The organism is Leptolyngbya sp. FACHB-541 (genome assembly GCF_014695875.1).
In the GTDB taxonomy this organism is placed as follows: Bacteria; Cyanobacteriota; Cyanobacteriia; order Elainellales; family Elainellaceae; genus JAAUTN01.
Map to the genome: position 1 here is coordinate 33333 of NZ_JACJPC010000048.1, position 23968 is coordinate 57300.

A 23968-nucleotide genomic window follows, 5' to 3' on the forward strand; every position below is an offset into this window, starting at 1 on the left:
GCAGATTTCTGTATGAAGTGTTGAAGAAGACTTCATATAGAAGCAGGTATAAATTTTAAGAAGCGGCTAGGATAGAACAAAATCAAGTTCAGCTAATGGATTTGTTGTAGAGTTCGGACTGCTATAACCATGTCACCTCTCAATCACTCTCCGGCTTCCGTTCGTTATCTCAAAGCGCGGCTGCGGATTCTAAAGCGCCCTGCGGTTTGGGGATCTGCGGCAATCCTATTGCTGACCTTGTTCTCCGTTTACACCCTTTTGCAGCGCCCAGACTGGTTAACCGTGAGTGAGAGCGATCGCGTCTCTCCTGAAGCTGAAAACGCAACTGATACGGCTGACCCTGATGCCTTGCCGCCCGAAGAAGACAGTGCGATCGGGATGGATATCGACAGTCTCTCGGTCCTGAGAAACGAGATTAGTGACTTTGATGAAGAAGCAGAAATTGATCTGCTGGCTCCGCCGTCACGCTCTGCAGATGGGGAAGATGGGGAAGCGTCCACCTTACGGCCGACGGATTCACCTTTGGTCAGTGGGGCACCCCAGTCTACTAGTCAGTCTTCTCCATTTTCGTCAGCTTATGCTCAAGGTGGTCAACCTTTGAGCCTGAACCTGTTCAACAATCCCACTTTGTTGCCCGGAAGTTCGACTACTGCTGATTCTGCTTCGGCTGGGGCACCAAATCCTGGCTTTGGGTTGGGCACAGCCGCCCAAGCTACTCCTCCTGCTAGTCCACTTCGCTCAGCAGTTGAGCAATACGCTAATTCTGCTAACCAGCCCACCACTCAAACTCAGTCTCAGGCTGAGTCTTCTGAGACAGCCTCAGGCGATACGAGGCGACAGCCAGCGGCAACTCCTACTTATCTGCCGCCTCAACCGGTAGAGCAATATGCCCCTCAAACTTCTCCAACCCCTGGAACGACGGGCTACACGATTCCGCCTTCACTGATTTACGGTCGCAATAGCCCGTATACCAGCCCAACTAGCCCCAATTCGGTTAGCCCTCAGGCTGTACCTGGCTTACCGCAGGCTCCGCAAGTCTTGCCGCAAACCATTCCTGCTCAACCTGGAATTGGGCAACCGGTCCAGACTCCCTACGGCGGTGGAACAGCAGGCGGTACTTCTCCAGTTCCCAACGTGCAACAGCCCCAGGTGGTTCAACCCCCGCCTCAACCTTTCTCAGTACCTCGTACGAGTGCAGGGTACTCGATTGGGGGACGAGAGATTGAGACTTTCTCAAATCCTTAAACGCCAACTTATAGTACTTACTTCTTAAAAAGAAGGGAGACAGGAGGTTTAGCCCTGCCTCCCTTCTTTGTCTTAACCTTTATGACTAGAGCTATAGAGCGGTAGCAGTACGATAAAAGCCGACCCCTCGCCGGGTTTACTTCTCACTGAAATAGAGCCACCACAGCGCAGCAAAAGCTGATGGACAATGGACAGCCCTAAACCCGCGCCGTTTTGGTCGTCTGCACCACCCTGACGTACTCGATAGAAGCGCTCGAAGATTCGGGGGATTTCGGCGGGTGGAATGCCAATTCCGGTGTCTCGCACTTCTACTTGAATATAGTCGCCCTGTTGTCTTGCCTTGACCCACACCTGTCCGCCTTCAGGGGTGAATTTAATGCTGTTGTGCAGAAGGTTGATGACGATCTGCCTCAGCCAGTTGGGCAGGCAGGAGACGGGTGGCAGGTCTTCAGGCACAGTGTAGGCTAGCATGATGCCCTTTTCCTGAGCTAGCGGCTGATAGGTGCTGACAATTCCGGGGACTGCTTCGATCAGGCGTAGCGGCTGCATCGGGGTGTCAACTGCATCTTCAATCTGCACTAGGTCGAGCACACTGGTGATGAGAGAACTCTGGCGATCGCACTCGTGGGTCAACATCTCCATGTAACGCTGGCGTTGAGTCGTCTTAAGACTGGGAGAAGCAAGTAGGGTAAGAGCCGTTTTCATGGTGGTCAACGGTGTCCGCAACTCTTGCCCAACATGCTTCAGAAATTCGTCCTTGAGCCGAATGGAATGGAGCAGTTCCTCATTTTCAAGCTGAAGCGCTGCCGCCGCATCCGCTTGTCTGCGCCAGAGTGCCGTGCTGTACCAGATTTCTTCTTGTCGCTGAACTTGTTTAGTAAATAAATGGCTCAACAGGCTTGGGTTGAGTGGGCAATCTGTCACTTGCTCGACAAACCCATCCCAATTAACTAGCAGTTCTTCAATTTCAGCAGTTGGTTCAGCCTGCGATTGCCCAAAACAAACGGCGCGATGGATTCCTTCTAAAACTTGCTGGATCGTTTCACCATTCAGGGTGAAAAGTCCCAATAAGGGATGCTTGCGATCGACCTCTTCGTCACCTATTGGAATGGATTTAGGGCTGCTGAATAGGGTGTCTTGATTGTCACTATCTCGGGGCGATCGCATGGAACGAGGTCGATGAGCCAGCACCAACCCACAAAAATCAGCTGACAACACCAGCAAAAAGTATTCTCGCCTCAAGTTACTCTCAGCCGCCAGAGGTAAGGTCAGGCTACCCGCATGTCCAGTCAAAGGGGGCACGGGATCGCGAACGTCCAACCATTCATCTTCTAGTTCATCGGTCGGTGCTGCGAATGAAGCCTCCTGTGGCTCGTCTGTTGCTTCGGGTTCGAGTTCGGCTAGTGGGTCTGATGGCGCTAACGGGTCGAATTGATCAAAGTCTGCGATCGCGGTTTGCTTTTTAGCCTCCTCCCGATGAGAACTGAGAATGTATAGCGAAGAGGGAACACTGACTGACTTTTGAAAACGCTCAATCTCAGATTGCCAAGCTTCGCCACGGGGTAGTTTTAGCCATAGAGTTGCAGGAATTCTTTGGTCAAGCAGCAAGTCCATCAAGGTACTGACCATGGACTTAAAGATAGTCGGGCTAACCTGCAAAGGACGAGGAGCGGTCTCTGAGCTGTGGGCTAGCTCATAAAGGGAAACGTCCTGGAGGCTGGATGAGTTCATGAGGGTGAGGTGATGAACAGAGGAATGAGGCTATAGCAGCAATAACAAGGCGATAGCCACTGCTGCTATGTACTAGCGCGTCGAGCATTTCGCCAAAAAATCTGAATGATTTTCTAGACCAGGGTTTAACACAAACTATAAAGACATAAGGCTAACTCGTTTTGGCAACTAAAAATCTTTGAGAAAAAGCTTTAGCTTCAAAACGAATCACTTTAAAGGCTCATACGCTTCACGTTTGAGCTGTTATTCAAGACAGATTTCAACCGTAAGTTCACTGCTTATTAGGTTAAACCTGGTTTAGAAATTTATCCACCATTCCTAAATTTGCATCAGCTAAATAGATAGACATTTCGATCAGAAATCTGCCTCATTCTGTCGAATTAATCTGCCTGATCAAGCCGCTCAGTCAAGGCTGCCCGTGCCTGTTCTCGGTCATCAAAGTGAACTTTTTCTGTACCTAAAATTTGATAGTCTTCATGCCCTTTTCCAGCAATTAGTACGCCATCTCCAGCCTTAGCTTGCAAAATAGCGGTGCGAATTGCCTCGGCACGATCGCCAATGACTAGCGGCTCTACCGTATCGGGAATGCCGGTGAGAATGTCCTGCAAAATTCGCTCTGGATCTTCGGTACGGGGATTGTCTGAGGTGACAATTGCCCAATCTGCCAATTCTGCGGCAATTTTGCCCATGAGGGGACGCTTGGTGCGATCGCGATCACCCCCGCAGCCAAATACACAGATCATCCGAGCCGGAATGAAAGGACGTGCTGCTTTTAGCAAATTTTCTAAACTGTCGGGCGTGTGAGCATAGTCCACAATGACGTTGATGTCTTGCGTTGGAGTAATCTGCACCTGCTCCATCCGTCCAGGAACGCCCGTGAAGAGAGGCAAGGAGTGGGCGATCGCCTCCAATTCCACACCTAAGTGCAGCGCTGCCCCTACTGCTGCTAACAGATTTGACAAATTAAACTGCCCGACCAGCGGAGATTGAAACGCTGTCTCTCCCTTGGGTGTATGCAAAACGCCTTTTACCCGATCTGGCTCATATACCAAATCGCTTGTCCACAAATCTGCCGTCTGACCCGTAACGCTGTACGTCCAGACTTGCTCAGGCTGCAATTGTTGAACTAGCCGCTGTCCATAAGCATCATCTAGATTCACAATTGCTCGACCTTTGAGGTAGTCCGTTGAAAACAGCAGCGCCTTGGCAGAAAAATAGTCTTCCATGTCGCGGTGATAGTCCAGATGATCCTGAGTCAAGTTGGTAAACACCGCTACCTCAAAGGGGCAACCCATCACTCGCCCCTGCGCCAGCGCATGAGAACTGACTTCCATCACACCTAGCTTGCAGCCTGCTGCCACCGCTTCAGCCAACTGCTGCTGCAACTCCACCGCGAAGGGCGTGGTATGAACTGCCGTTTGCTGATGACCCGCCCAGCGAGTGTAGAGCGTTCCCATCAGGGCGGTCGGCTGCTGTGTCTGGTTCAGCAGAAACTCGATTAGGTGAGTCGTGGTTGTCTTACCGTTAGTACCGGTCACTCCGACCAGTTGAAGCTGCTGTGCCGGATAGCCATAGAATGCCGTCGCTACCTGAGCGCAAGCCTGCACCATGTCGGCTACGGGAATGACGCAAGCCGTTGAATCTGTTAAAGGCTGTTTTTGAGCGGCTGAGGTAGAAACTAGGGCAGCGATCGCCCCTGTGGCGATCGCACTTGGCCAAAACTCACCCCCATCTACCCGTGTTCCTGGCATCCCAATAAATAAATCTCCTGGCTGACAGGCATGAGAATTGGTCGCCAACCCTTTTACCTCAGCCTCTAAAGCCGGATGCTCTAGTACCTGAACAGATTCGGGCAAAGTCATCAAGAGTTCTCGTAATTTCATGTCACAACTCCTCACATCTGCTGCGCCTATTCTGAACTATTTCCTACCCCATATTTCTGTAGCATCTGCTCCACTTGGGCGATCGTGGCACGAGGGGAGAGGCGAGGGAGGGGAATTGGGGATTGGGGGTTGGAGGTTGCTTCCAGAAAGAGGACTGGAATTTCGTATTGAAAGGCTTCAAACCAATCTTTGCGAGTGGTAATGTCTCTCACCTCTAGCTCAAACTGTAGCGTTTGAATTTGCCCTAGTTTTTCCTCAAGTCCTTCACACAGATGACATCCGGGCTTGCTGTATAGAATTAACCGCATAGAAAATCTCTCATGAACTAGTAAGACCTGTTTTCCGATCGGAATACGAGCCTTCTCTCAAGCTAAAATTGTCTGTAGAAACACAAATAAGCTTACTGAAGAAATGACTAGTTATTTCGTAGAGCGCAAAAGCCAGAATCAGAGTTTTGACCTGGATGAGCTAAACCAAAGATTTGAGACTGCTCATCCGTCAGAAGTCCTTTTTTGGTGTGTGGCTAACTTCCCAACTGGGCTGGTGCAGACGAGTGCTTTTAATGTCGATGATCTGATCATCACGGACATTCTCTATCGTCAAATCATCCCTGCTCAACCCGTTCCTGTGATTTTCCTGGATACGCTGCATCACTTCCCGCAAACCCTGGAACTGGTTGCTAAAGCTGAAGCAATCTATAGATTGGACTTGAAAACTTACAAGATTCCCGACGTGGCAACTCGTGAAGCCTTTGCTGCACAGTACGGTGAAGCGCTTTGGGATACTGACATTCAGAAATTTCATCACTTGACCAAAATTGAGCCTTTGCAGCGCAGCCTAAAAGAACTGGACAGCAAAGCCTGGATTACGGGACGTCGCCGCGATCAGGCAACCACTCGTGCTGATATGCCCGTTCTAGAGCTAGACGCAAACCAACGTCTCAAGGTCAATCCGCTAGCTAACTGGACTCGCAAGCAAAGCTGGGAATATGTCGTAAAGCATGGCGTTATCTACAACCCGCTGCACGACCAGGGCTATCCCAGTATTGGCGATGAACCGATCACGACTCCCGTTGCCGAAGGCGAAGACGAGCGGGCCGGACGCTGGCGCGGCACAGGTAAGACGGAGTGTGGAATTCATATTTGAGGAAGGGGCTAAGAGCTAAGGACTGGGGGCTAGCTCCCAGTCCTTAGCCATCGTGCTACCGTTGAGCGTAATGCTGTCAACGCATGGCTCGATGGTTAAGATTCTTCATCTTTCGGATATTCATTTGGGTAGCGGGTTTTCGCATGGGCGAATTAACCCGGAGACGGGGTTGAATACGCGGCTCGAAGATTTTGTAAAGACGCTGGGGCTGTGTATTGACCGGGCAGTTTCTGAACCAGTTGATTTAGTTCTGTTTGGTGGGGATGCGTTCCCCGATGCGACACCGCCGCCGATTGTGCAACAGGCGTTTGCGGCGCAGTTTCGCCGTTTGGTGGATGCTCAGATTCCGACAGTGCTGCTGGTAGGAAATCATGACCAGCACGCTCAGGGTCAGGGGGGTGCGAGTCTGTGCATTTATCGCACGTTGGGAATTCCAGGATTTGTGGTGGGCGATCGCCTCGAAACTCACACGATTCAAACCCGCAGCGGAGCCATACAAATCATTACGCTGCCCTGGCTCACCCGTTCCACCCTGCTCACCCGTCCTGAAACGGAAGGTTTATCTCTGGTAGAGGTGAACGATCTGCTGATCGATCGCCTACGGGTTGCCTTAGAAGGGGAAATTCGGCGGCTTGATCCAGATATTCCAACGGTGCTGCTGGCTCATTTGATGACTGATACGGCAAGATTTGGGGCGGAGCGATTTCTAGCGGTTGGGAAGGGGTTTACAGTGCCGATGGCGTTGCTCAACCGTCCCTGTTTTGACTATGTGGCGTTAGGGCACGTGCATCGACATCAGATTTTGGCGGAGCAGCCGCCAGTCGTGTATCCGGGCAGTATTGAGCGGGTTGACTTTAGCGAAGAGCAAGAGGAGAAGGGCTATGTGCTGGTTGAGCTAGAGGGCGATCGCACTCAGCTAGAGTTTTGTCCTTTACCCGTCCGCGCGTTTCGCACGCTGCGAGTCGATTTATCTAAGGTAGAAGATCCGCAAGCGGCGTTACTCCAGGCGATTCAGCTAGAAACAATTGAAGAGGCGGTGGTCCGTCTGGTCTATCAGCTTCGCTCGGATCAGCTTAGCCAAATTGACAGTGCTGCGTTGCATGATGCGCTCAGTGCTGCTCATACATACACGATTCACGCTGAGTTGGTGAGCCAGCTTGCTCGTCCTCGATTACCTGAATTGGGTGCAGGCAGCGGCATTGATCCGATTGAGGCACTGCAAGCGTATCTGGACAATCAGCCCAACCTGAAGGACATCGCAGGTGAAATGCTGGAGGTGGCTCAAAGCTTAATGGCAAAGGAACAGGCTGTTTGGCTGGGTGCGGCTGAGGTGGATTTGCTGGAGGAGGATGATTTTGGCAATCGCCCCGCCATCGAAGCAGTGGAGGCCCAACTAAGATTGCTTTAATGGTAAATGGCTCTAAATCGCCTGATTCCCATCGCCCTGCTGTGACCAATGCCCAATCCCAACATCCACGCTCAACCGCCGCTAGAGTTTATTCCCTCTCAGTTTGATCCACTGGTGTTTGGAGCGGTGCGATCGCTGCTGCCCACCTGGCGACGTTGGCGAGTTGGGATTACAGACATTGAGGTCAGCAATCTTGAAACCCTGGCACAACTATACAAACAGTTTCAGGACGGCAAGATCCGCTTACTGATTGCCTTTCGCCATCCTAGTACCAACGACCCTTACAGCATGGCAGATATGCTGTGGCGGCAGGTGTCTCAGACGATGCGGCAGCAGGGCATTCCGGTCAAAGCTCCGATCCATGCCCACTTTATCTATGACCGGGGAATTCCGCTGTGGGCAGGTAAATTTGTTGGTTGGCTCTACTCGCGCTTAGGGGGAACTCCAATTCGGCGGGGTAAGGTCGATCTGATGGGGCTGCGCTCGATCCGAGAACTGTTTGCCAATGGACAATTTCCTATGGCGGCGGCTCCTGAAGGGGCAACCAATGGACACAACGAAATTGTCAGCCCAATCGAACCGGGGATTGCTCAGTTTGGCTTTTGGTGTGTGGAGGATTTGCACAAGGCAGGACGGACGGAGCAGGTCTTAATCGTGCCCATTGGCATCCAGTATCGCTATGTAGAACCACCCTGGGACTTGGTAGAACAGTTGTTGAGCCGACTGGAGTTGGAAAGCGGGTTGGTTCCAGAAGCGGCGGCAGTAGGTGGGAGTGAGGGCGATTACCCCAAAGGGGGAACTGCTTCGCATCGCCAAACTCTGCTCTACCGCAGGCTCTACCGATTGGGCGAACATTTGCTGACGCTGATGGAGCAGTTTTACAAGAAGTTTTACGGTCAATCATTCCCGGCTGTTCCAGCAGCAGCTTCGACATCATCTGAAGGTTCCCCGGACGTTTCTTCCCTCAGCTCTAACGAACAGCTTGCTCATCGTCTCCAGGCTTTGCTAAGTGCGGCTCTGAGCGTGGCAGAACAGTTTTTTGACCTACCGCCCAAAGGAAATTTAAGCGATCGCTGTCGTCGTCTGGAGCAGGCTGGCTGGGATCGAATTTATCGGGAAGACCTGAAGCAAATTGAAGCCCTTTCTCCCGTCGAGCGAGGCTTGGCTGACCGCGTCGCCGAGGAAGCCGACCTGCGGCTGTGGCACATGCGCCTGGTAGAAACCTTTGTTAGCGTCACGGGACACTACGTCGCCGAAAAGCTCACAGTCGAGCGCTTTGCTGAGACAACGCTGTTGCTGTGGGATATGGTGACACGCATCAAAGGCAAATCTCCCTTCCCCCGTCCAAAGCTGGGGCAGCAGCAGGTCAAGATGACGGTCGGTGAACCCATTTCCGTCTCAGATTATTGGGAGGCTTATCAGATTAGCCGCCGCCAAGCCGTGGCTAACCTGACGAAAGAATTGCAGACTGTGATGGAAGCGAGCGCCAATCAAGCAAAGCCCCTAGACTAACCAAAGTCTCCCTGAAAAGGGAGACGGTGTACACACAAATGTGAATGAGCAAAAAATACGGCGCAATTCGTAAATTAATAGAACAACCGGTCAGCACAGCTCTAAGTAAGCGTTTTAGCTTCTGACAACCTAAGATGAGCTATGTTTAAGCGGTCATGACTAGCAGTGGGCTAGAAGCTCGAAACTATTAGGAACTCTGGCTTCACAAAACTGTGCCGCTCTTTTGTAAATTGTGCCAGATCTCTTGCTCATTCACACTTGCCCAAGTGCCAGGTAACGGGAGGCTGAAATGAAGAATCTACGTTAGAAACGGCTGGAACTGTTAAGTGCTACAGTTCACAAACTTCTGCACGAAAGAAGAAACCCAAGTATTACATGAGCTACACACACCAAATTCCCTTCACACTCTGCACCCTCACCGCCTTCCGACGCCCACACTTGATACAACTCTCCACCCCTCGGGAACCCTCCTCTTTCGAGGGAAGAATTGTTCCCATACCAACCGACAGCATCAACAAAACAGTTAATTGCCTCTTCATCATTTCCATCCGAGTTGCCACCGCAGTCTTTAAGGTAAATTTCCTTTTGAACACTGAAGCCAAATTTATCTTCGCTATTGTCTAACCACAGGCGATCGATCTGCCTTAGCGCCTCACAAAGACTGTTTCGGATGCTGTCGGAGTCTAGCGACCTTTCCTTTCCCCAATCCGCTACTTCCCGTATTAAGTTGTTAGTTTCTTGATCAGCGTCCTCCCATCGCTCTGCTTTGAGAAATTCCTCTAATTTAGAATAATCAACGGATGGAGCAGGTTGCTTTCCTAGAAATTGGCTGGCAACGGTTACTCCAACAACTCCAACCCCTGCTGGAATTACCCATTTGAGGAACTGCTGACGAGTTAATAGACGGGATGCAGGAGAATGGCTAGTTTGAGAAACAGATTTTGGACTAGGAGGAATTTCACTTTGGGAAAACGAAGATTGCGGAGCTGTAACAGGGGTTCCAGGACTGGGTGCAGGTTGTGGTCTTGAAACTGGAGCAGGATGAGGTTTAGGATGTACCGGCGTTGAACTGGGTGCAGACGCTTTGGCAGATTTGGCTGTTTGTGATGATTGGGTCGGTTGTGGACGTGGAAGCTGCCGTTCATTCAGAATAATTTGTTCGATTCGGATGATGTCTTCGTCGCGTAAACTCAACAACTTCTGAAGCCGGTTTAGCCCATTGCGATCTTGGTCAGTTAGAGGATAACGCTGTTGAATTGCCCCCTCAAATACTTCACGATATCGCACCTCTTTTGCCTTGCGCTGGCGATATGGCTCTAGTTCCTCCGTTTCGATTGTTTGAGTGATTGGTGAGTCTAACCCTAAATCTCTCTGGAGGTCGTCTAGATAGCAACGATTGATATAGCCCAATTCACCTTCATCCTCTTCTGCTAGTTTCCTCACCTCTTTGCGGTACTTCACCGCTGGGTCATCTTTGGGCGATCGAGCGATCAAAATTGGCTCTGTATCTCGCGACAGATTGTAAATCTCTGGAGTCATTGCTGGAGCCGCTTCTTTCACCTTTTTAGCGACGTATTCATGCAACTCTTGCACCGAGATGTGACCGTCATCGTCTAAATCCGCCGCGCCCTTCGCCAAACCCTCTACCAGGTAATGGCTGTAAATGGATAGCTCCAGTCCTTCTTGTTCAAACGCATATTGGGTCGAGGTTGCTGCCGTTAAAATCGCTCGTCCTTCTCCCCCTAACTGCGATCGAATATCGATGGTTCCCTCCCCTTTTGCCGTGATGCCTTTCGCAAATCCGCCAGCAAAACAACAGTCGAGAATGACTAGTTGACGACGCGCTCGGCTGCTTGCCATCCAGCTTTGAATTTCAGAGGCAGCAATAGCAGTGGTGGGCATGAGTTTATCTTGCTGCTTACGAGTCGATCGGCTAGCCAAATGAAAACTGCCCCACTCATTCACTACCCCATGTCCTGAAAAGAACAGCAACAGTAGGTCGTCCTTCTTGCTGTTGGTAAAGAAGTCGTACAGCCGATCCGCCATGTCTTGCCGCTCTGGATTAGACAGCACAGTGACTTCATCAAATCCGCCAATCTGAGGATCGTGCAATACCTGTCTCAGGGCTGCCACATCTCGCACGGCACTGGGTAACGGATTCAATCCGTCTGTATACTCACTGACTCCAATCAACAGCGCCAACTTGCCCATGACGTACCTCAGCCTTCTCCCAGTTGCTTAATGATCTGAGCCCGAAACGCGTTGAGGTCTTCTAGATCCTCCGCTGTAATGGCTAATTTATACCCGTCTGGGGTAGTCACCTCGATCGATAGTTTGCGATTCAACTCATTAGCTTTCGACTTCAGCCATCGCTTCTCGACCCAGTCAATAATCTCAATCAGTGCCTTGAGGGTGGAGATCACCGTCACAGTTCCCAGCAGAACCGCCCCAAAATCCTTGGAAGTCATTCCTGATACTTCAACAGGCTGATCGCGCGGAACTAATCCTGCTTCTTCTACTCCGTCAAATTCTCGAATTTGAGGCAGCAGGTTTTGAGTGTAGTCCTGTAATTCCTCGTCCTCAAGCTCAGGGTCTTGCAAGGCGATCGTCATCTTTAAGTCAGTCATGTGCGATCGTTCAGAGCTTTTCCTATATTTTTTATCAGCATAGCGGTACTACTTTCAGTCCGCGTGATTCAGCTATGGATTTAGTTATAACCTTCATCCCCGTTAATCTTTCAGGTTATAACGCTCAATTGTGAATGAGCAAAAAATACGGCGCAATTCGTCAATTAATAGCCCAATCGGTCAACACAGCTCTAAGTAAGCGTTTCAGCTTCTGACAACCTGAGATGAGCTATGTCTAAGCGGTCGTAACAAGGCTCTGCCTAGTCATGAGAGGGCTGGAGACTCTGACTCCTAAATCAAGCAACCGGAGGCAGAGCCTCCTCATCGAATTCCCAGCCAGAGGCTAGGAACCAGGGACAGGTGTTTAGGAAGTATCTAGTGATAATTGACCGAATGTTGCCTTACCTCAAGCCACCTGCTCTGGTATAGCGAATTGGCGGTTTAATCAAACTGTTTTCTCCAAAACGGCTAAAGCGAAATAGGTCAAGTAGCTTGATCTGATCGTCCATTTTGCCCAGGATGAAGCGGCTCATCAGATCGCCAATGATGGGGCTGAGTTTGTAGCCGTGTCCGCTAAACCCAACCGCACAATAGAGTCCGGGAATGTGGTCGAGGCGATCGATAATGGGCTGGTAGTCAGGCGTAATTCCCCAAATGCCGGAGTACGTTTCAACAACCGGGGCTGTTTCTAAGATAGGGCAGCGGTGAATTAACTTTTGCTGAAGCGTTTCGCAAATGTCAGGAAACTGCTGTCCGTGAAACTGATCGGCATCAGGCAGCAAAAACTGCGGGTGATATTTCGGGTCTGAGTTGCCAATGCGGGTGTAGGGATTGTCAGCATCCGATCGCACGTAACACAGATTCACCAAATCAGATACAACGGGGTGCGGTGCAGCATGTTCAGTAGGACGCTCCATCACCACCACATGCTCCACAACAGGGCTAACCGGAAAAGGTAAACCCAGCGCCTCGGTGAATTTTCTAGCCCAGGGACCGACACAATCAACAACGGTGCGGGTAGCAATGTCCCCAGTTGGGGTACTAACTGCCTCAATTCGCCCTTCCAGATCTAGCTTGATGACTGTCACAGGGGTTTCCGTGCGAACCTCAACGCCCAACTCGGCAGCACGGTTTGCCAAGGCGATCGTTGTTTTGGGAGGACTGCCATAGCCAGAATTGGGCTCATAAGCTGCCGCAGCTACATCATCAATTCGCAGAAATGGCATCTGCGCCTGCGCTTCAGCGGGGGAAACCATCTGCACGTCAATGCCTAATGGCTGGTGCATTGAAACGACATCCTTAAGGGTGTCAACATCGGAATCGCCAACCAGGATGAAGTAGCCACAGGGATTGAAGCCGCTGTCATAGCCACCAAACCGCTCTTCAAAATTGTGAAAAAGCTGAAGTGAGGCGTAGGCCAGTTTTGCTAAGACGGGATGGGTGTAGTGGGTGCGAATAATTCCGATGCCTTTACCCGAAGCGCCATTCGCCAACTGCTTTTGCTCTAGCAGCAGTACTTTTCCTGCTTGCTGTTCCGCTAGATGAAGGGCGATCGCTGCTCCAATGCACCCACCCCCTACCACCACAATATCCGCCGTCTCACTCATACCCTGACACTCCATCACCCAGCGCCTAACCCGTAACGCGAACTTAACAAACTCCATCCCAACCAGGCGTATCGCCCTATACAAACTTGTCATAACAAGATTGATTTACTTGAGGGCAAAGCGTCTGAAGGTGTTTTGGAGAGTCTGCTATGGTCAGCATGTTGTCTCGCGATCGCAGCCTGGTTAAGTTGGCAGATGAGCTAAACCTGGATTTTTTCCTGGTTTCTTACACTGACTTGCTGGGTGGAACTCGCTCTAAGCTGGTTCCAGCTGCCAAAATTGCTGCGGTTGAGTCCGATGGTGCCTTCTTTGCGCCGTTTGCCTCCAATTTAGGGCTAGGTCCAGATGCCCATGACATCGCCGCCATTCCTGACCCCAACTCTCTAATCGTGCTGCCCTGGCAAACCAACGTGGGTTGGTTAGCTAGCGACATTTACATGGACGGCGAACCGTTTGCAGCGGCTCCTCGAAATATTTTTAAGCAAATCCTTCAGCGCTGTGAAAGCCTCGGCTACAGCTACAAAACGGGTGTTGAGGCAGAATTTTTCTTGCTAAAGAAGGGCGAACAGGGTTATCAAATTGCCGATTCAATGGATACGGCTGTGCGTCCCTGCTACGACCAACTCAACCTGATGCGTCAGTTTGACCTGATTTCGACGCTGGTTGGCTATATGGAAAGTTTGGGCTGGGAGCCTTACCAGTGTGACCACGAAGACGCAAATGGACAATTTGAACTGAATTGGACATATAGCGATGCGCTAACGACTGCCGATCGCCACGTTTTCTTCAAATACATGGTGAAAACTCTGGCAGAGCAACGAGGATTGACTGCCACTTTCATGCCCAAACCGTTCAGCCACCTCACCGGAAACGGCGCACATCTGCATATGAGCCTATGGAATGACGGGGAGAATGCCTTTGCCGATGCTAAGGATGAGCTAGGTTTGGCGGCGATCGGCTACGAATTTCTTGCAGGCATCCTGGCTCACGCGCGGGGCGTTTCTGCTCTGTGTACCCCTACGGTTACCTCTTACAAGCGGTTAGCCGCCAGTACCAGCGTTTCGGGAAGCTGTTGGGCACCTCGCTACATTTCCTACGGTGGTAACAACCGCACCCACATGATTCGCATTCCCGAAGGCGGACGGTTTGAGTGTCGTCTGGTTGATGGTGCTGCCAATTTGTATCTAGCGCAGGCAGGCTTGTTGGCGGCCGGGTTAGACGGCATTGCGAATCACCTACAACCCAGGGAACGGCTTGACGAAAATATGTTTGTCCGGGGTTCAGAGTTTTCTGACCTACAAACCCTACCCACCAGCCTGCTAGAAGCGCTGCACTGTCTAGAGCAAGACCCGCTGATCATGGCTACTTTGGGGGAACAGGCGGCTAAAACTTTTCTTGACTTCAAATATCAGGAATGGAACGCCTACAGCATGGCAGTCACTCCCTGGGAAATGGAGCAATACGTGAATTGCTAATGATGTGCTGCTACTATTAGGCGAATAGGTGAGGGGCTTTGCCCCTCACCTATTCGCCCTAGCTTGACTGACCAGCACCATAAACCCTGGTTAAACGCTGTACTCTAGGGCAAAGTGATGTTACTACCGGATCAGTAGTTCCAAGGTTTCAAGGTGTCTACCTCCGTTAAATCATGAACAATTTTTCACTCGATGATCTCGCCAAGAAAGACTTCTTTGCCTGCATTGGCGTTTGGCTTGCCCTGGAAGTCGTTAGTTTCGTTATTTTTCCTACGTTCAGGCTGATTCAACCGGGCGATCGCTTGCAGTCCTGGTTCCTGATGAGTTTACCGTTGGGAATCATAGGAGCTTTTATGGTGGGAGCTAGCTCTCGCTATATGGCTATTGCTAACGAACGAGATCCCGGAAATGAAAAGACTCTTCGCATTTGGCTGGGTCAATTGATTGGCGGCTTAGGGCTAGCAGGCATTGCTTTCCCGTTGCTGATGGTAATTATTGAGTTCTTCACGATTATGCTAAGTACCCCGATCAAGACTTAGAGTCGTCTCGGGCTTATTCCTGGCAGATTTGCAGCACCACGCCTTCCCGAGCTAACTGCACATTAGGGAAACTAGACTGAACTTCTGCCTCAACTTGGTCCAAAAAGTTATCGTCATGGGCAGGGTCGTGGTGAAACATGACCATCTGCTTAACGTTGGCGGCAACTGCCACCTCAATACCAGCTTGCCAGGTTGCGGGCTTGTGCTCGGCTGCGTCTGTGCTCGGCGTGTAATAAGTGTGATCTGCGTAGGCAGCATCATAGATCAGCAAATCTGCCTGATGCGCCAAATAGAGCAAACTCTGGTCTAGCTTTTCTGACGAATGCTCGGTGTCCGTTGCGTAGACGACAGAATGACCATTCCAGCTAATGCGATAGCCCAAGGCGCTGTTCGGGCGGTTGAGGGCGATCGTTTCAACGATGACGTCATCTAGCGAGAGCATGGAGCCGGGAGAGATGTCGTGAAACCGCATCTCAGATCGCATGACCTGAAGTGGCACTGGAAAATTAGGACGCAGCATTTGATCGCTGAGGCGCTGCTTAATTGAAGCTCCATTAGGTCCAATGGAGCCATAGATGTCAAAAGAGTTGCCTGCAATGAAGGCAGGAATGAAAAACGGAAAGCCTTGAATCCGATCCCAGTGGGTGTGCGTAAAAAATAAGTGAGCGGAGACGGGCATCTGCTTTACCATCGTTCTACCCAGAACGCGCAGTCCGGTGCCACCGTCAAAAATTAGCCGCTTGCCTCCGACCTGCATCTCGACGCAAACCGTGTTTCCCCCGTAGCGGACATTTTCGATGCCAGGTGTAGGAATGCTGCCCCGAACTCCCCAGAACTGCACCGTAAAAGCCTGGGAAACGCTGGTTTGGGGTGCATTGCTGCTGGTGGGTTGCACACTCTTTATTGGGGAGTCAAAACCTGACATCTTCAATTGCATTAACCCTTGCTTAGCGGATCATTGTAGTTTGTAGAGTCTTATCTGCAGATTCTACTTGTGAGCCAGAATTTTAACTGCCCGATAAATTGACCGATAGCTGAGAAATTGAGGTGACACCAGGAACCAAATAGCTAGAGCGAGGATTGACTATCAGACTCTCTCTACACTATATTTCGACCGTTCTACTTTTTTCCTCGTATATACCCCTACAAAATACTCGCATCAGGAAAATAAATCGGAAATGCAAACTTTCAACAGCCCCAACGGAAGTTTGAACACTGAATAAAAAGCATTCTATTCAATCTACAGAACTTTGTTGGGCAGTGACCAGGGTGATGCAACTGAACCTGCATCTTAATACAGCAGTGCCCTCAGCGAAACAGGCTAAACCCGTAAGACATTTGCAGAGGGCACTACTTCTTTAAGTTTTATTTTTGTCCTGCTTTGATGCAGGCTTCAACCAGCGGAGCAACATGATCAACGTCTTTCCAGCCTAAGATTTCAGTTACTTTCTTCTCCAGATTTTTATAGGTTCTAAAGAATTCAGCAATTTCGTCTAGACGGTGAGGAGCGATGTCACCTAGAGATTTGACCTGGGCATAGCGGGGGTCTTTGTCAGGCACACAGAGAATTTTTTCGTCGCGATCGCCTCCATCCACCATTTCCAACATCCCGATGGGTCGTGCAGCAATGACGCATCCTGGGAAGGTGGGCTGATCCATAATCACCATACCGTCCAGGGGGTCGCCATCGTCTGCCAGGGTGTTGGGCACAAATCCATAGTCATAGGGATATTGCACTGAGGCATAAAGCACCCGATCGAGTGCAAAAGACTGGAGGTCCTTGTCAAATTCGTACTTGTTCTTGCTGCCTGCCGGAATTTCGATCAGGACGTTGATAATTCCAGGTTTGGGCTGGGGGGGAATGCGCGATAAATCCACAACAGTTCTCCAATCAAATAGCATTTTGGGCAGCCAGCCTCTTCTCTTCAAAACTGAACATTTGACGTGTCCCACGCGCGCAGGGCACGTCAAATGTTCAGCTTCTATGTAGAAACGGTGTGAACTGCCCCTCGAATAGCATTCTAGGGGATGACGGTTAACTCATGGCAACCCGTTCCTCCTAAAAATCCCTGATTTGAGGGAGTTTGGAGGAATATGACGATGATCGATTACATACCGATTACATCAATCTTGGGATCGCAGAAGCGGGTAGGTTGACGGTTGCCAAATTTCAACGCTGTCTGAAGAGAAGTAGGCGATCGCAAAGACGGGAATGGTCAAAGTCATGAGAGCTATAAACGTACCGATGATATTGGCTAACCTGTGAGAAGCTCGCCCAGGAGGGTTGTCGGTTCGACTACCAGATTCCATATAGGATTTGAAAAACCAGCTTGAATTGAGTATTGCTTTAGTCTGTAGAACTATCCCAACTTTAATGAGAATTGGGATAGTTCTACAGGTGATCTTAACAATTTCACAAAGCAACCAAATTTGCTGTGATCTAGATTGCAAATCCCTACATCTAAAGGTTGAGTTAAGAATGAGTTAACTCAGATTGAATAGTTCCCGTGTAATTCTGGAATCACCCGGTAGTAGAATTAGCAACTTTGTCAAGTTGGCTATTCTAGGGTGTGTAGTATTCATTTCGCATAGTTTTTAACACTGCTGCTATGCTTTCACAAATTGTTCGTCCGATGGTTCGTACTCAAATCCGGCTGCTAGCAAACAGTCACGCGACTCGTTCAACACTGGTCAACACGATTGCTCAGTGGCTTGGCTTTTTGGGAGTGCGGGCACAAGTCACCCAAATTGATGCGGTTTCTAATCAAATTTCTGTTTCCCTGACGGTGGGCAAGCCGGAAGCTTGCGATACTCACGATTGGCAGCAGATTTTGCAAAACTTGAACCAGAGTAAGACTGAAGAAGAGGTCGTGCCTTCGCCGCAGGTGCAAATAACTCCGCAACAGCAAAGCAAATTGCAGCGGCTACTAGCCTATGTGATTCAGGTGGGCAGTTCGGAGAAGCCTAACTGGGATAAGCTCTATCCTCAACTTCAGACCTTGGGGTTTGAAGAGTCGACGCTGCTGGGCATTCGATCGGCGCTGAAGGTGCCGCAGTCGCTCGATCAGCTTATGGAAGGGCTAGATTCGGATGTGGCGGCGATCGCTCTCCCGAAGGCCGTCAGCATTGCTCTGCTCGACCGTCAGGTGAACCCATCTGAAGATAAGGCCCTGGCTACGCTGTTGGAAGCGATGAAGCAGCCTGCTTCTGCCTAGAGCTAACTCACTAAACCTGATTACCCCTTACTTGTTTGCTTTACTTAAAGTAAATCAGCAGATTGAGCCCTGGAATGGTGCGCGAGAGCGTCCAGAGCAGCAGTGCGATGTAGAGAATGCCCAGAAGCCACTGATACCAGGAGAGGGTAGTGATCAGTCCGGGTAGATGTTCGTCGCGCAGGCGAATGTCATTGAAGCCAAATTTGAGCAAATTATTCAGGCTGAAGTCGAAGTAGTTGAGCCAGTTCCAGCGGCGATCCCAAAGGATGGGCATGTAGCGATCGCGAAAAAAGACAAACCGAGGCATATTCGGCAATCTGCCAATCAGCAGGCGAAACTGCCGCAGGCTGCCATCTTCGACAAAGTAGCTAACGTCCATCAGGTCGTGATAGCGACCTCGCTGATAGATCAAAAACAGCAGTATTGCTGGTACTGGAATAATCACAATCGCCAGACAGGTGAGTGTAAGCCAGGGCTGCTCGGAGGTGCGAAAAATGGCTGAGAGTCCGAGTAGCGACAATAAGCTAAAACTGCTAACAACCCAGGTACTTTCTGATAGCGTTGGAACGATTGGCTTGGGGTGAAACCGACGCAGGCGATCGATCAGCCAAAACAATCCACCAAAGTAGGCTAGTGCAATCATGCCGACTCCAAAACTGAGCCAAAAATTGGTGCCATAGCCACTTAATAGCAGCAGCAGGCTAAGCCCTAGCCAGTGCAGTGCATCTAACGTCCAGCCAACAGCCGAACGAGGTTCGCTGACGACGACGCGATCGCGCACTTTAACGTAAGTCGCCAGATCAACTTCATTCACCCTCAGCAGGTCGGGAAGGTTGCGAAAGGCTTGCTCGGTGCGAAATTGGGCGATCGCCTCTGCCTGAGTGAGTGAGAAACCCACTTGCTGAAGCCGTTCTAACGTTGCTGTGTTCAGGTTGGTGCCCCACAACTGCTGCCGCAACTGCCGCAGCCGCAGCTTTTCTCGCGTATATTCCACCTGATTTGCATCGGGAATTTGCTCTAGCAGGCGAAAGTTTCGCACCAGATTGCGAAGCAGCGTTTCGTTGCCTTGCAGCGTTGGTACAGAAAGCACTCGCCCCACCTGCCCCGGATCGCCCAAAATTCTTGCTTCCTCGGAGTTAAACTGAAGCCCTGTAACATTCAGGTAAGCGGCTTTGGCAAAGCTGGCATCGCCAAAATCTGCCTGATCTAAAATGTTTGCTCCACGCAAATTGACGGGCTGGCTAAACTGAGCTTCTCGAAAACTAATTAGTTTCTCAAAGGTGGCTTCACTCAAGAAGAGAGAACGGGAGAATTTGCTTCTGTTGAAGAAGACGGAGTTTTGCCAATTGGTTTGAGCAAAGTCGGCGTTGCCCTGCCACTGAGTACGGCTGAAATTTGCGGTTTGTTGAAAGGCTGACTGACTGAAGTTAGCGGTTGAGCGGAATTCACTACCCTGAAAGTTGACTGCCTGAAATCGCCCCAGGTTGAATCCGACCCGTTCAAAGAAAATGGTGTTGCGAAATCGAGCCTCACGTCGAAAGATGGCTCCGGTGAAGTTGGCGGGTTGGCTAAACCGTGTCTCCGACCAGTCTGACTCTTGGACAAACTCTGCCCCTGGTGCTTCGACGCGGCCAAGAAAGAAGGCGTTGGTGAAATTGACGAAGCCTTCAAAGCGGGTCTGAACGAGTTTGAGCGCTCCTCGAAATACAGTGATTTGTAGGGAGGTGGGCTGTCCTTGAATCAGCAGCGATCGCGATAGTTGGCTCAATTGCGACAGCCGACGGCGATCGCGCCTCAACTGCGCTTGCTCTATCTCGCTTAAAAGCGGCGATAGCTCTTGACCATAGAGCGGCGATCGCAGTCCGAGTTCACTAATATTTAACTCGCCCTTGATGGTGGAATAGCTCAGGTCTAAGCCTAGTGGAGCAATCATTTCTCCAGTTGTGACATTGCGGGAGCGCTGGAGTTGTGCCTGAATTAATCGGTAGAACTGATCGCGAAAGTCCGCATTTTCAGGACGCAAATCAATTACGACTCGGCGCAGGTCCAAGGTTCGCACGCCTTCGCTTTGGAGGGGCGATCGCAATCTTTCTTGCAATAGCTCCACCGTTAGAGGAACTTGCTCTGGCTGGGCGATCGCTCCCCAGGCAGCTTGGGGCTGTAAAACGAGGATTAAAAGAATCAGAAATAAGATGCCTAGGCTAGCCCGAAACGGATACATTGGCGCTTGTAGAAGGGATCAAAATCTATAGCTAGCCAGGGAATTCATGATGAGTCTGGATCTAGGCTATTTCAGTTCACTGTCTAGCTTATTACTCGTTACTGCAACTGTGGCGATCGCTCTACCCGCTTCAACTTTAAGCATCCATCAATAGCGCAATTTTGCCGATGCTCGATCCGTCCTCTAAGAGGCGATGAGCGGCGGCAGCTTCTGCCAAAGGAAAGGCGCGGTTTAGGTGAATTTGCAATTGCTGCTGGTCAAATAGTCGGGCGCACTGCTGCAAAATTTTCGCTTGATCTTGCTGGGCTTTGACCAAGCCTTTGAGCATGGGGGTGAGCATTAGCTCGAAGCTGACACGAAGGTTGCGATCGCGCGCTGTTTTCCAATCTGTCTCTGGGTCCGCTCCTAAAATCGTCACTACGTCACCATAGATGCGTGTGGCTGCAAAGGATTGGGAGAATACAGCTCCACCAACGGTATCAAAGCTGAGGTCAACGCCTTCTCCGTTTGTCCAGTCGAGAGCTGCCTGCACAAAGTCACGCTGATTGTAGAAGATGGGAAAGTCTGCCCCCATTTGACGAACAAAGTCAGCTTTTTCTTGGGAACTGATGGTGGTGGCAACTTCTACTCCGGTTAGTTTTGCCAGTTGAATGGCAACGTGCCCTACGCCGCCTGCCCCAGCATGAATGAGGACTTTGCGTCCTGCTTCTAGGCGACCACGATCGTAGAGTGCTTCCCAGGCAGTGATCAGGACGAGGGGTGCGGCGGCGGCTTCGGTAAAGCTGAGGGATTTGGGTTTGTGGGCAACGAAGCGCTGATCGACAACGGCGAGTTCGGCGTAGTTGCCGGGGTGACTGCCTAAGCCTGCGTTGCAGAAGTAAACTTCGTCGCCTACCTGGAAGGATTGGGCACCGGGGGCGATCGCTTCTACGATTCCAGCCCCATCGCAACCCAAGACGGTAGGCATTTGGTCGGGGAAGAAGGTGCCACGTTTGCGGAGCTTGGTGTCAATCGGGTTGATTCCTGCTGCTTTGAGGCGAACTAGGATTTCGGTGTTGTGCTGAATTTGGGGGTCGGGGATTTCTTTTAGCTGTAGAACGTCTGGATCGCCGGGGGCGTTCATGATGATGGCTTTCATGGGGGGCTCCTCAAGAGGTCAGCGTTGGTGCGATTTTTAGAATAGATCGCTTGTGGAGTGTGCGAAAGTTTATGGACTCTGGCAGAAACCCTGTGTGGGGGACTTGCCTCCCACGCCCCCACTGAGGGACGGTTGCGTCCCCCAGACTCCCTCCAAAAGGGTTGGCTAACACGCTAGGTCAGGCTTTGCACCTGTGGGAGGCAAAATCTAGTCAACAGCTGATTTTTTGTGTGCATTGCACACAAAAAATCAGCTCTTAAGGTAGCCCTAGCTCCTAGCTCCTCTCGATTCCTCTGGCTCAATCCAAAGTGTTCGCTTTTCGGAGCTGCGAATGATGGTGAGGGGCGATCGCACGCTGACTTGTTCTTCGGTGAGGAATTTGTGTAGGTCGTCGATGCTGGCGATCGCCTGTTCGCCAAAGCCTACGATTACGTCTCGCTCTAGTAGTCCGGCGCGGTGGGCGGGGCTGTCTGCTTCGATGGAAATAATTAGGATGCCGCTTTCGACGATGAGGTTGTAGAGGTTTTGCAGCCGACGGGGAAGGGGTACGGTTTGACCGCCAACGCCAATGTAGCTGCGCCGCACTCTGCCATCTCGGATGAGTGGTCCGACGACGAATTTTGCAGTGTTGATGGGGATGGCAAAGCAGATGCCTTGAGCTGACATGATCACGGCGGTGTTTACGCCAATCACTTCACCTCGTGAAGAAACCAGTGGACCACCGGAGTTGCCGGGGTTGAGGGCGGCATCAGTCTGGATAACGCTGTCGATTAGTCTGCCGGAGTTGGAGCGGAACGATCGCCCAACGGCACTGACTACGCCTGCGGTGACGGTGCACTGAAAGCCATAGGGGTTACCAATGGCGATCGCGACTTGCCCTGCCCGCAAAAATTCAGAATCGCCCAGCTTTGCTGCTACCAAATTCGGTGCCTGAATCCGAATTACAGCTAGGTCAGTGTCCGGATCTTCGCCCACCATTTCTGCACTGTAGCGACGACCATCTGAGAGCGTTACCTCAATATGGCTGGCGTTGTGAACCACATGACTATTGGTCAGAATGTAGCCGTCTGGGGTAAACACAAAGCCAGAGCCATTTCCCTGCATTTCTCGATTGCGATAGGGGCGATCGCTTCGCCGCTGCCGCACATCAATGTTGACTACTGCTGGACTTACCTTTTCAACCACCTGAGTCACTGTCTCAGAGTAAGCATCCAGCAGGCGATCGTCATTCAAAACAGTGGAAACAGGCTGAAGCTCCTGGCTACCCTGACGTGGCGTACCATCCGAAACAAGTCGTAAAGCTGTCATACCGCAAACTCCTGTCCCGATCTAAAGCGGGATGACACTTAATAAAATTGTGTCTCCAAATTTAGCAATCGCTCTCCTACCCGTGTTGCCCTAGCAGGGAGGGAAAACCCTACCAAAAACGTGAGACCAGGCACCACAGCGCTCCCATTCCCGTGCAACCCACTGATGCGAAGCGCGCTTTGCTACCCACCCTAGACCCTTGCGGAGGGGGTCTGGGGGACGCGCTCGTCCCTCAGTGGGGATTTGGGGGCTTTGCCCCCAAAAAGTCTTTGCTTGAGCCAAAAGACTCTCTAAACCTTCGCCTCTAGAGACTTCAAGTATTCCGTATTCACCCCCGACTCCCGCGTGAGTGCAATTTTTCCTGTTCGCGCCATCTCCCGAATCCCAAATCGATTGAGTACCTGAACGATTGCCACCATCTTCCCTGGATCGCCCACCACTTCAATCGTCAAAGAATCCTCCGCCACATCCACCACTCGCGCCCGAAAAATTTGCGCCAGTTCTACGATTTCAGACCGGGTAGAGCTAGTCGCGTTCACTTTAATCAACATCAGCTCTCGCTCGACGCAGGGCACTTCTGAGATGTCCTGCACCTTCAGCACATTAATTAGCTTGTAAAGCTGCTTCGTCAACTGCTCAATAATGTGGTCATCCCCTGGCACCACCATCGTGATCCGAGAAATGCCATCTTGCTCAGCTGGCCCCACCGCCAAGCTTTCAATATTAAATCCGCGACGAGCAAACAAACCTGCAATCCGGGTTAAAACGCCTGCTTCATCCTCGACCAGGACTGAGAGGGTGTGTTTCATGGTGGGTAAATGTCTTAGGCAATTTAGGCAATAGCTCTTGATTTTAACTTGGTTTGGGGCGATCGCAAACTGTCACCGGTGAAGTTGAAATAACGCTATAAGTT

At 50.9% G+C, this 23968-nt stretch carries 19 protein-coding genes; 7 read left to right on the forward strand and 12 right to left on the reverse strand.

Annotation, left to right across the window (positions count from 1 at the left end):
- The first annotated feature begins 129 nt into the window (after positions 1–129).
- Positions 130–1245, forward strand: a complete 1116-nt coding sequence (locus H6G00_RS08810) for a hypothetical protein (RefSeq protein ID WP_190796468.1) — start codon at positions 130–132, stop codon at positions 1243–1245.
- Positions 1246–1317: 72 nt separating this feature from the next.
- Here the strand turns inward: H6G00_RS08810 and H6G00_RS08815 are convergent, their stop codons facing one another.
- The 3 genes from H6G00_RS08815 to H6G00_RS08825 all read right to left on the reverse strand — a co-directional run bounded on the left by H6G00_RS08815 (position 1318) and on the right by H6G00_RS08825 (position 5167).
- On the reverse strand, positions 1318–2976 hold the full coding sequence (locus tag H6G00_RS08815; protein ID WP_190796469.1) for an ATP-binding protein: 1659 nt from the start codon (positions 2974–2976) through the stop codon (positions 1318–1320).
- 380 nt (positions 2977–3356) lie between these two features.
- Positions 3357–4859, reverse strand: a complete 1503-nt coding sequence (locus tag H6G00_RS08820) for a UDP-N-acetylmuramoyl-L-alanyl-D-glutamate--2,6-diaminopimelate ligase (RefSeq protein ID WP_190796470.1) — start codon at positions 4857–4859, stop codon at positions 3357–3359.
- 26 nt (positions 4860–4885) lie between these two features.
- On the reverse strand, positions 4886–5167 hold the full coding sequence (locus H6G00_RS08825; RefSeq protein ID WP_190684783.1) for a glutaredoxin family protein: 282 nt from the start codon (positions 5165–5167) through the stop codon (positions 4886–4888).
- A 103-nt stretch (positions 5168–5270) separates the two neighbouring features.
- Between H6G00_RS08825 and cysH the strand changes: the two genes are divergently transcribed.
- From cysH to H6G00_RS08840, 3 genes are all read left to right on the forward strand, one after another.
- On the forward strand, positions 5271–6005 hold the full coding sequence (gene cysH / locus H6G00_RS08830; protein ID WP_190796471.1) for a phosphoadenosine phosphosulfate reductase: 735 nt from the start codon (positions 5271–5273) through the stop codon (positions 6003–6005).
- A 91-nt stretch (positions 6006–6096) separates the two neighbouring features.
- Complete coding sequence (gene sbcD / locus H6G00_RS08835; protein ID WP_190641811.1) at positions 6097–7413, forward strand: exonuclease subunit SbcD; 1317 nt, start codon at positions 6097–6099, stop codon at positions 7411–7413.
- A 48-nt stretch (positions 7414–7461) separates the two neighbouring features.
- A complete protein-coding gene (locus H6G00_RS08840) occupies positions 7462–8925 on the forward strand; it encodes a 1-acyl-sn-glycerol-3-phosphate acyltransferase (RefSeq protein WP_190796472.1) in 1464 nt (487 codons plus the stop codon).
- A gap of 336 nt (positions 8926–9261) precedes the next feature.
- Here the strand turns inward: H6G00_RS08840 and H6G00_RS08845 are convergent, their stop codons facing one another.
- From H6G00_RS08845 to H6G00_RS08855, 3 genes are all read right to left on the reverse strand, one after another.
- Positions 9262–11136, reverse strand: coding sequence for a GUN4 domain-containing protein (locus H6G00_RS08845; protein WP_190796473.1), 1875 nt, complete (start codon positions 11134–11136; stop codon positions 9262–9264).
- Positions 11137–11144: 8 nt separating this feature from the next.
- Positions 11145–11552 (reverse strand): sugar ABC transporter permease, encoded by a 408-nt coding sequence (locus tag H6G00_RS08850; RefSeq protein ID WP_190796474.1) that lies wholly within the window; start codon positions 11550–11552, stop codon positions 11145–11147.
- A 401-nt stretch (positions 11553–11953) separates the two neighbouring features.
- Positions 11954–13252 carry an FAD-binding oxidoreductase gene (locus H6G00_RS08855; protein ID WP_190796475.1) on the reverse strand — a complete coding sequence of 433 codons (1299 nt, stop codon included), beginning with the start codon at positions 13250–13252 and terminating at the stop codon, positions 11954–11956.
- Between the two features lie 56 nt (positions 13253–13308).
- On the opposite strand from H6G00_RS08855, the gene glnT reads away from it, so the two are divergent.
- Positions 13309–14634 (forward strand): type III glutamate--ammonia ligase, encoded by a 1326-nt coding sequence (glnT, locus tag H6G00_RS08860; protein ID WP_190796476.1) that lies wholly within the window; start codon positions 13309–13311, stop codon positions 14632–14634.
- A gap of 173 nt (positions 14635–14807) precedes the next feature.
- On the forward strand, positions 14808–15173 hold the full coding sequence (locus H6G00_RS08865) for a hypothetical protein (RefSeq protein WP_190796477.1): 366 nt from the start codon (positions 14808–14810) through the stop codon (positions 15171–15173).
- A 13-nt stretch (positions 15174–15186) separates the two neighbouring features.
- Here the strand turns inward: H6G00_RS08865 and H6G00_RS08870 are convergent, their stop codons facing one another.
- Both H6G00_RS08870 and H6G00_RS08875 read right to left on the reverse strand, forming a co-directional pair.
- Complete coding sequence (locus tag H6G00_RS08870; protein ID WP_190641806.1) at positions 15187–16098, reverse strand: MBL fold metallo-hydrolase; 912 nt, start codon at positions 16096–16098, stop codon at positions 15187–15189.
- 440 nt (positions 16099–16538) lie between these two features.
- Positions 16539–17051, reverse strand: a complete 513-nt coding sequence (locus H6G00_RS08875) for an inorganic diphosphatase (RefSeq protein ID WP_190796478.1) — start codon at positions 17049–17051, stop codon at positions 16539–16541.
- A gap of 731 nt (positions 17052–17782) precedes the next feature.
- Between H6G00_RS08875 and H6G00_RS08885 the strand changes: the two genes are divergently transcribed.
- A complete protein-coding gene (locus H6G00_RS08885) occupies positions 17783–18388 on the forward strand; it encodes a hypothetical protein (protein ID WP_190796480.1) in 606 nt (201 codons plus the stop codon).
- A 40-nt stretch (positions 18389–18428) separates the two neighbouring features.
- Here the strand turns inward: H6G00_RS08885 and H6G00_RS08890 are convergent, their stop codons facing one another.
- The 4 genes from H6G00_RS08890 to ilvN form a co-directional block, all read right to left on the reverse strand.
- Complete coding sequence (locus tag H6G00_RS08890; RefSeq protein ID WP_190796481.1) at positions 18429–20609, reverse strand: pentapeptide repeat-containing protein; 2181 nt, start codon at positions 20607–20609, stop codon at positions 18429–18431.
- A 136-nt stretch (positions 20610–20745) separates the two neighbouring features.
- Positions 20746–21747 (reverse strand): zinc-dependent alcohol dehydrogenase family protein, encoded by a 1002-nt coding sequence (locus tag H6G00_RS08895; RefSeq protein WP_190796482.1) that lies wholly within the window; start codon positions 21745–21747, stop codon positions 20746–20748.
- A gap of 267 nt (positions 21748–22014) precedes the next feature.
- Complete coding sequence (locus tag H6G00_RS08900) at positions 22015–23055, reverse strand: trypsin-like peptidase domain-containing protein (RefSeq protein ID WP_190796483.1); 1041 nt, start codon at positions 23053–23055, stop codon at positions 22015–22017.
- 290 nt (positions 23056–23345) lie between these two features.
- Complete coding sequence (gene ilvN / locus H6G00_RS08905; protein ID WP_190684751.1) at positions 23346–23864, reverse strand: acetolactate synthase small subunit; 519 nt, start codon at positions 23862–23864, stop codon at positions 23346–23348.
- Positions 23865–23968: the final 104 nt, after the last annotated feature.

Excerpts from the sequence above, each read along its gene's own strand:
- H6G00_RS08810 (WP_190796468.1), top strand. The coding sequence starts at position 130 with ATGTCACCTCTCAATCACTCTCCGGCTTCCGTTCGTTATCTCAAAGCG.
- H6G00_RS08815 (WP_190796469.1), bottom strand. The coding sequence starts at position 2,976 with ATGAACTCATCCAGCCTCCAGGACGTTTCCCTTTATGAGCTAGCCCAC.
- H6G00_RS08820 (WP_190796470.1), bottom strand. The coding sequence starts at position 4,859 with ATGAAATTACGAGAACTCTTGATGACTTTGCCCGAATCTGTTCAGGTA.
- H6G00_RS08825 (WP_190684783.1), bottom strand. The coding sequence starts at position 5,167 with ATGCGGTTAATTCTATACAGCAAGCCCGGATGTCATCTGTGTGAAGGA.
- cysH (WP_190796471.1), top strand. The coding sequence starts at position 5,271 with ATGACTAGTTATTTCGTAGAGCGCAAAAGCCAGAATCAGAGTTTTGAC.
- sbcD (WP_190641811.1), top strand. The coding sequence starts at position 6,097 with ATGGTTAAGATTCTTCATCTTTCGGATATTCATTTGGGTAGCGGGTTT.
- H6G00_RS08840 (WP_190796472.1), top strand. The coding sequence starts at position 7,462 with ATGCCCAATCCCAACATCCACGCTCAACCGCCGCTAGAGTTTATTCCC.
- H6G00_RS08845 (WP_190796473.1), bottom strand. The coding sequence starts at position 11,136 with ATGGGCAAGTTGGCGCTGTTGATTGGAGTCAGTGAGTATACAGACGGA.
- H6G00_RS08850 (WP_190796474.1), bottom strand. The coding sequence starts at position 11,552 with ATGACTGACTTAAAGATGACGATCGCCTTGCAAGACCCTGAGCTTGAG.
- H6G00_RS08855 (WP_190796475.1), bottom strand. The coding sequence starts at position 13,252 with ATGACAAGTTTGTATAGGGCGATACGCCTGGTTGGGATGGAGTTTGTT.
- glnT (WP_190796476.1), top strand. The coding sequence starts at position 13,309 with ATGGTCAGCATGTTGTCTCGCGATCGCAGCCTGGTTAAGTTGGCAGAT.
- H6G00_RS08865 (WP_190796477.1), top strand. The coding sequence starts at position 14,808 with ATGAACAATTTTTCACTCGATGATCTCGCCAAGAAAGACTTCTTTGCC.
- H6G00_RS08870 (WP_190641806.1), bottom strand. The coding sequence starts at position 16,098 with ATGTCAGGTTTTGACTCCCCAATAAAGAGTGTGCAACCCACCAGCAGC.
- H6G00_RS08885 (WP_190796480.1), top strand. The coding sequence starts at position 17,783 with ATGCTTTCACAAATTGTTCGTCCGATGGTTCGTACTCAAATCCGGCTG.
- H6G00_RS08890 (WP_190796481.1), bottom strand. The coding sequence starts at position 20,609 with ATGTATCCGTTTCGGGCTAGCCTAGGCATCTTATTTCTGATTCTTTTA.
- H6G00_RS08895 (WP_190796482.1), bottom strand. The coding sequence starts at position 21,747 with ATGAAAGCCATCATCATGAACGCCCCCGGCGATCCAGACGTTCTACAG.
- H6G00_RS08900 (WP_190796483.1), bottom strand. The coding sequence starts at position 23,055 with ATGACAGCTTTACGACTTGTTTCGGATGGTACGCCACGTCAGGGTAGC.
- ilvN (WP_190684751.1), bottom strand. The coding sequence starts at position 23,864 with ATGAAACACACCCTCTCAGTCCTGGTCGAGGATGAAGCAGGCGTTTTA.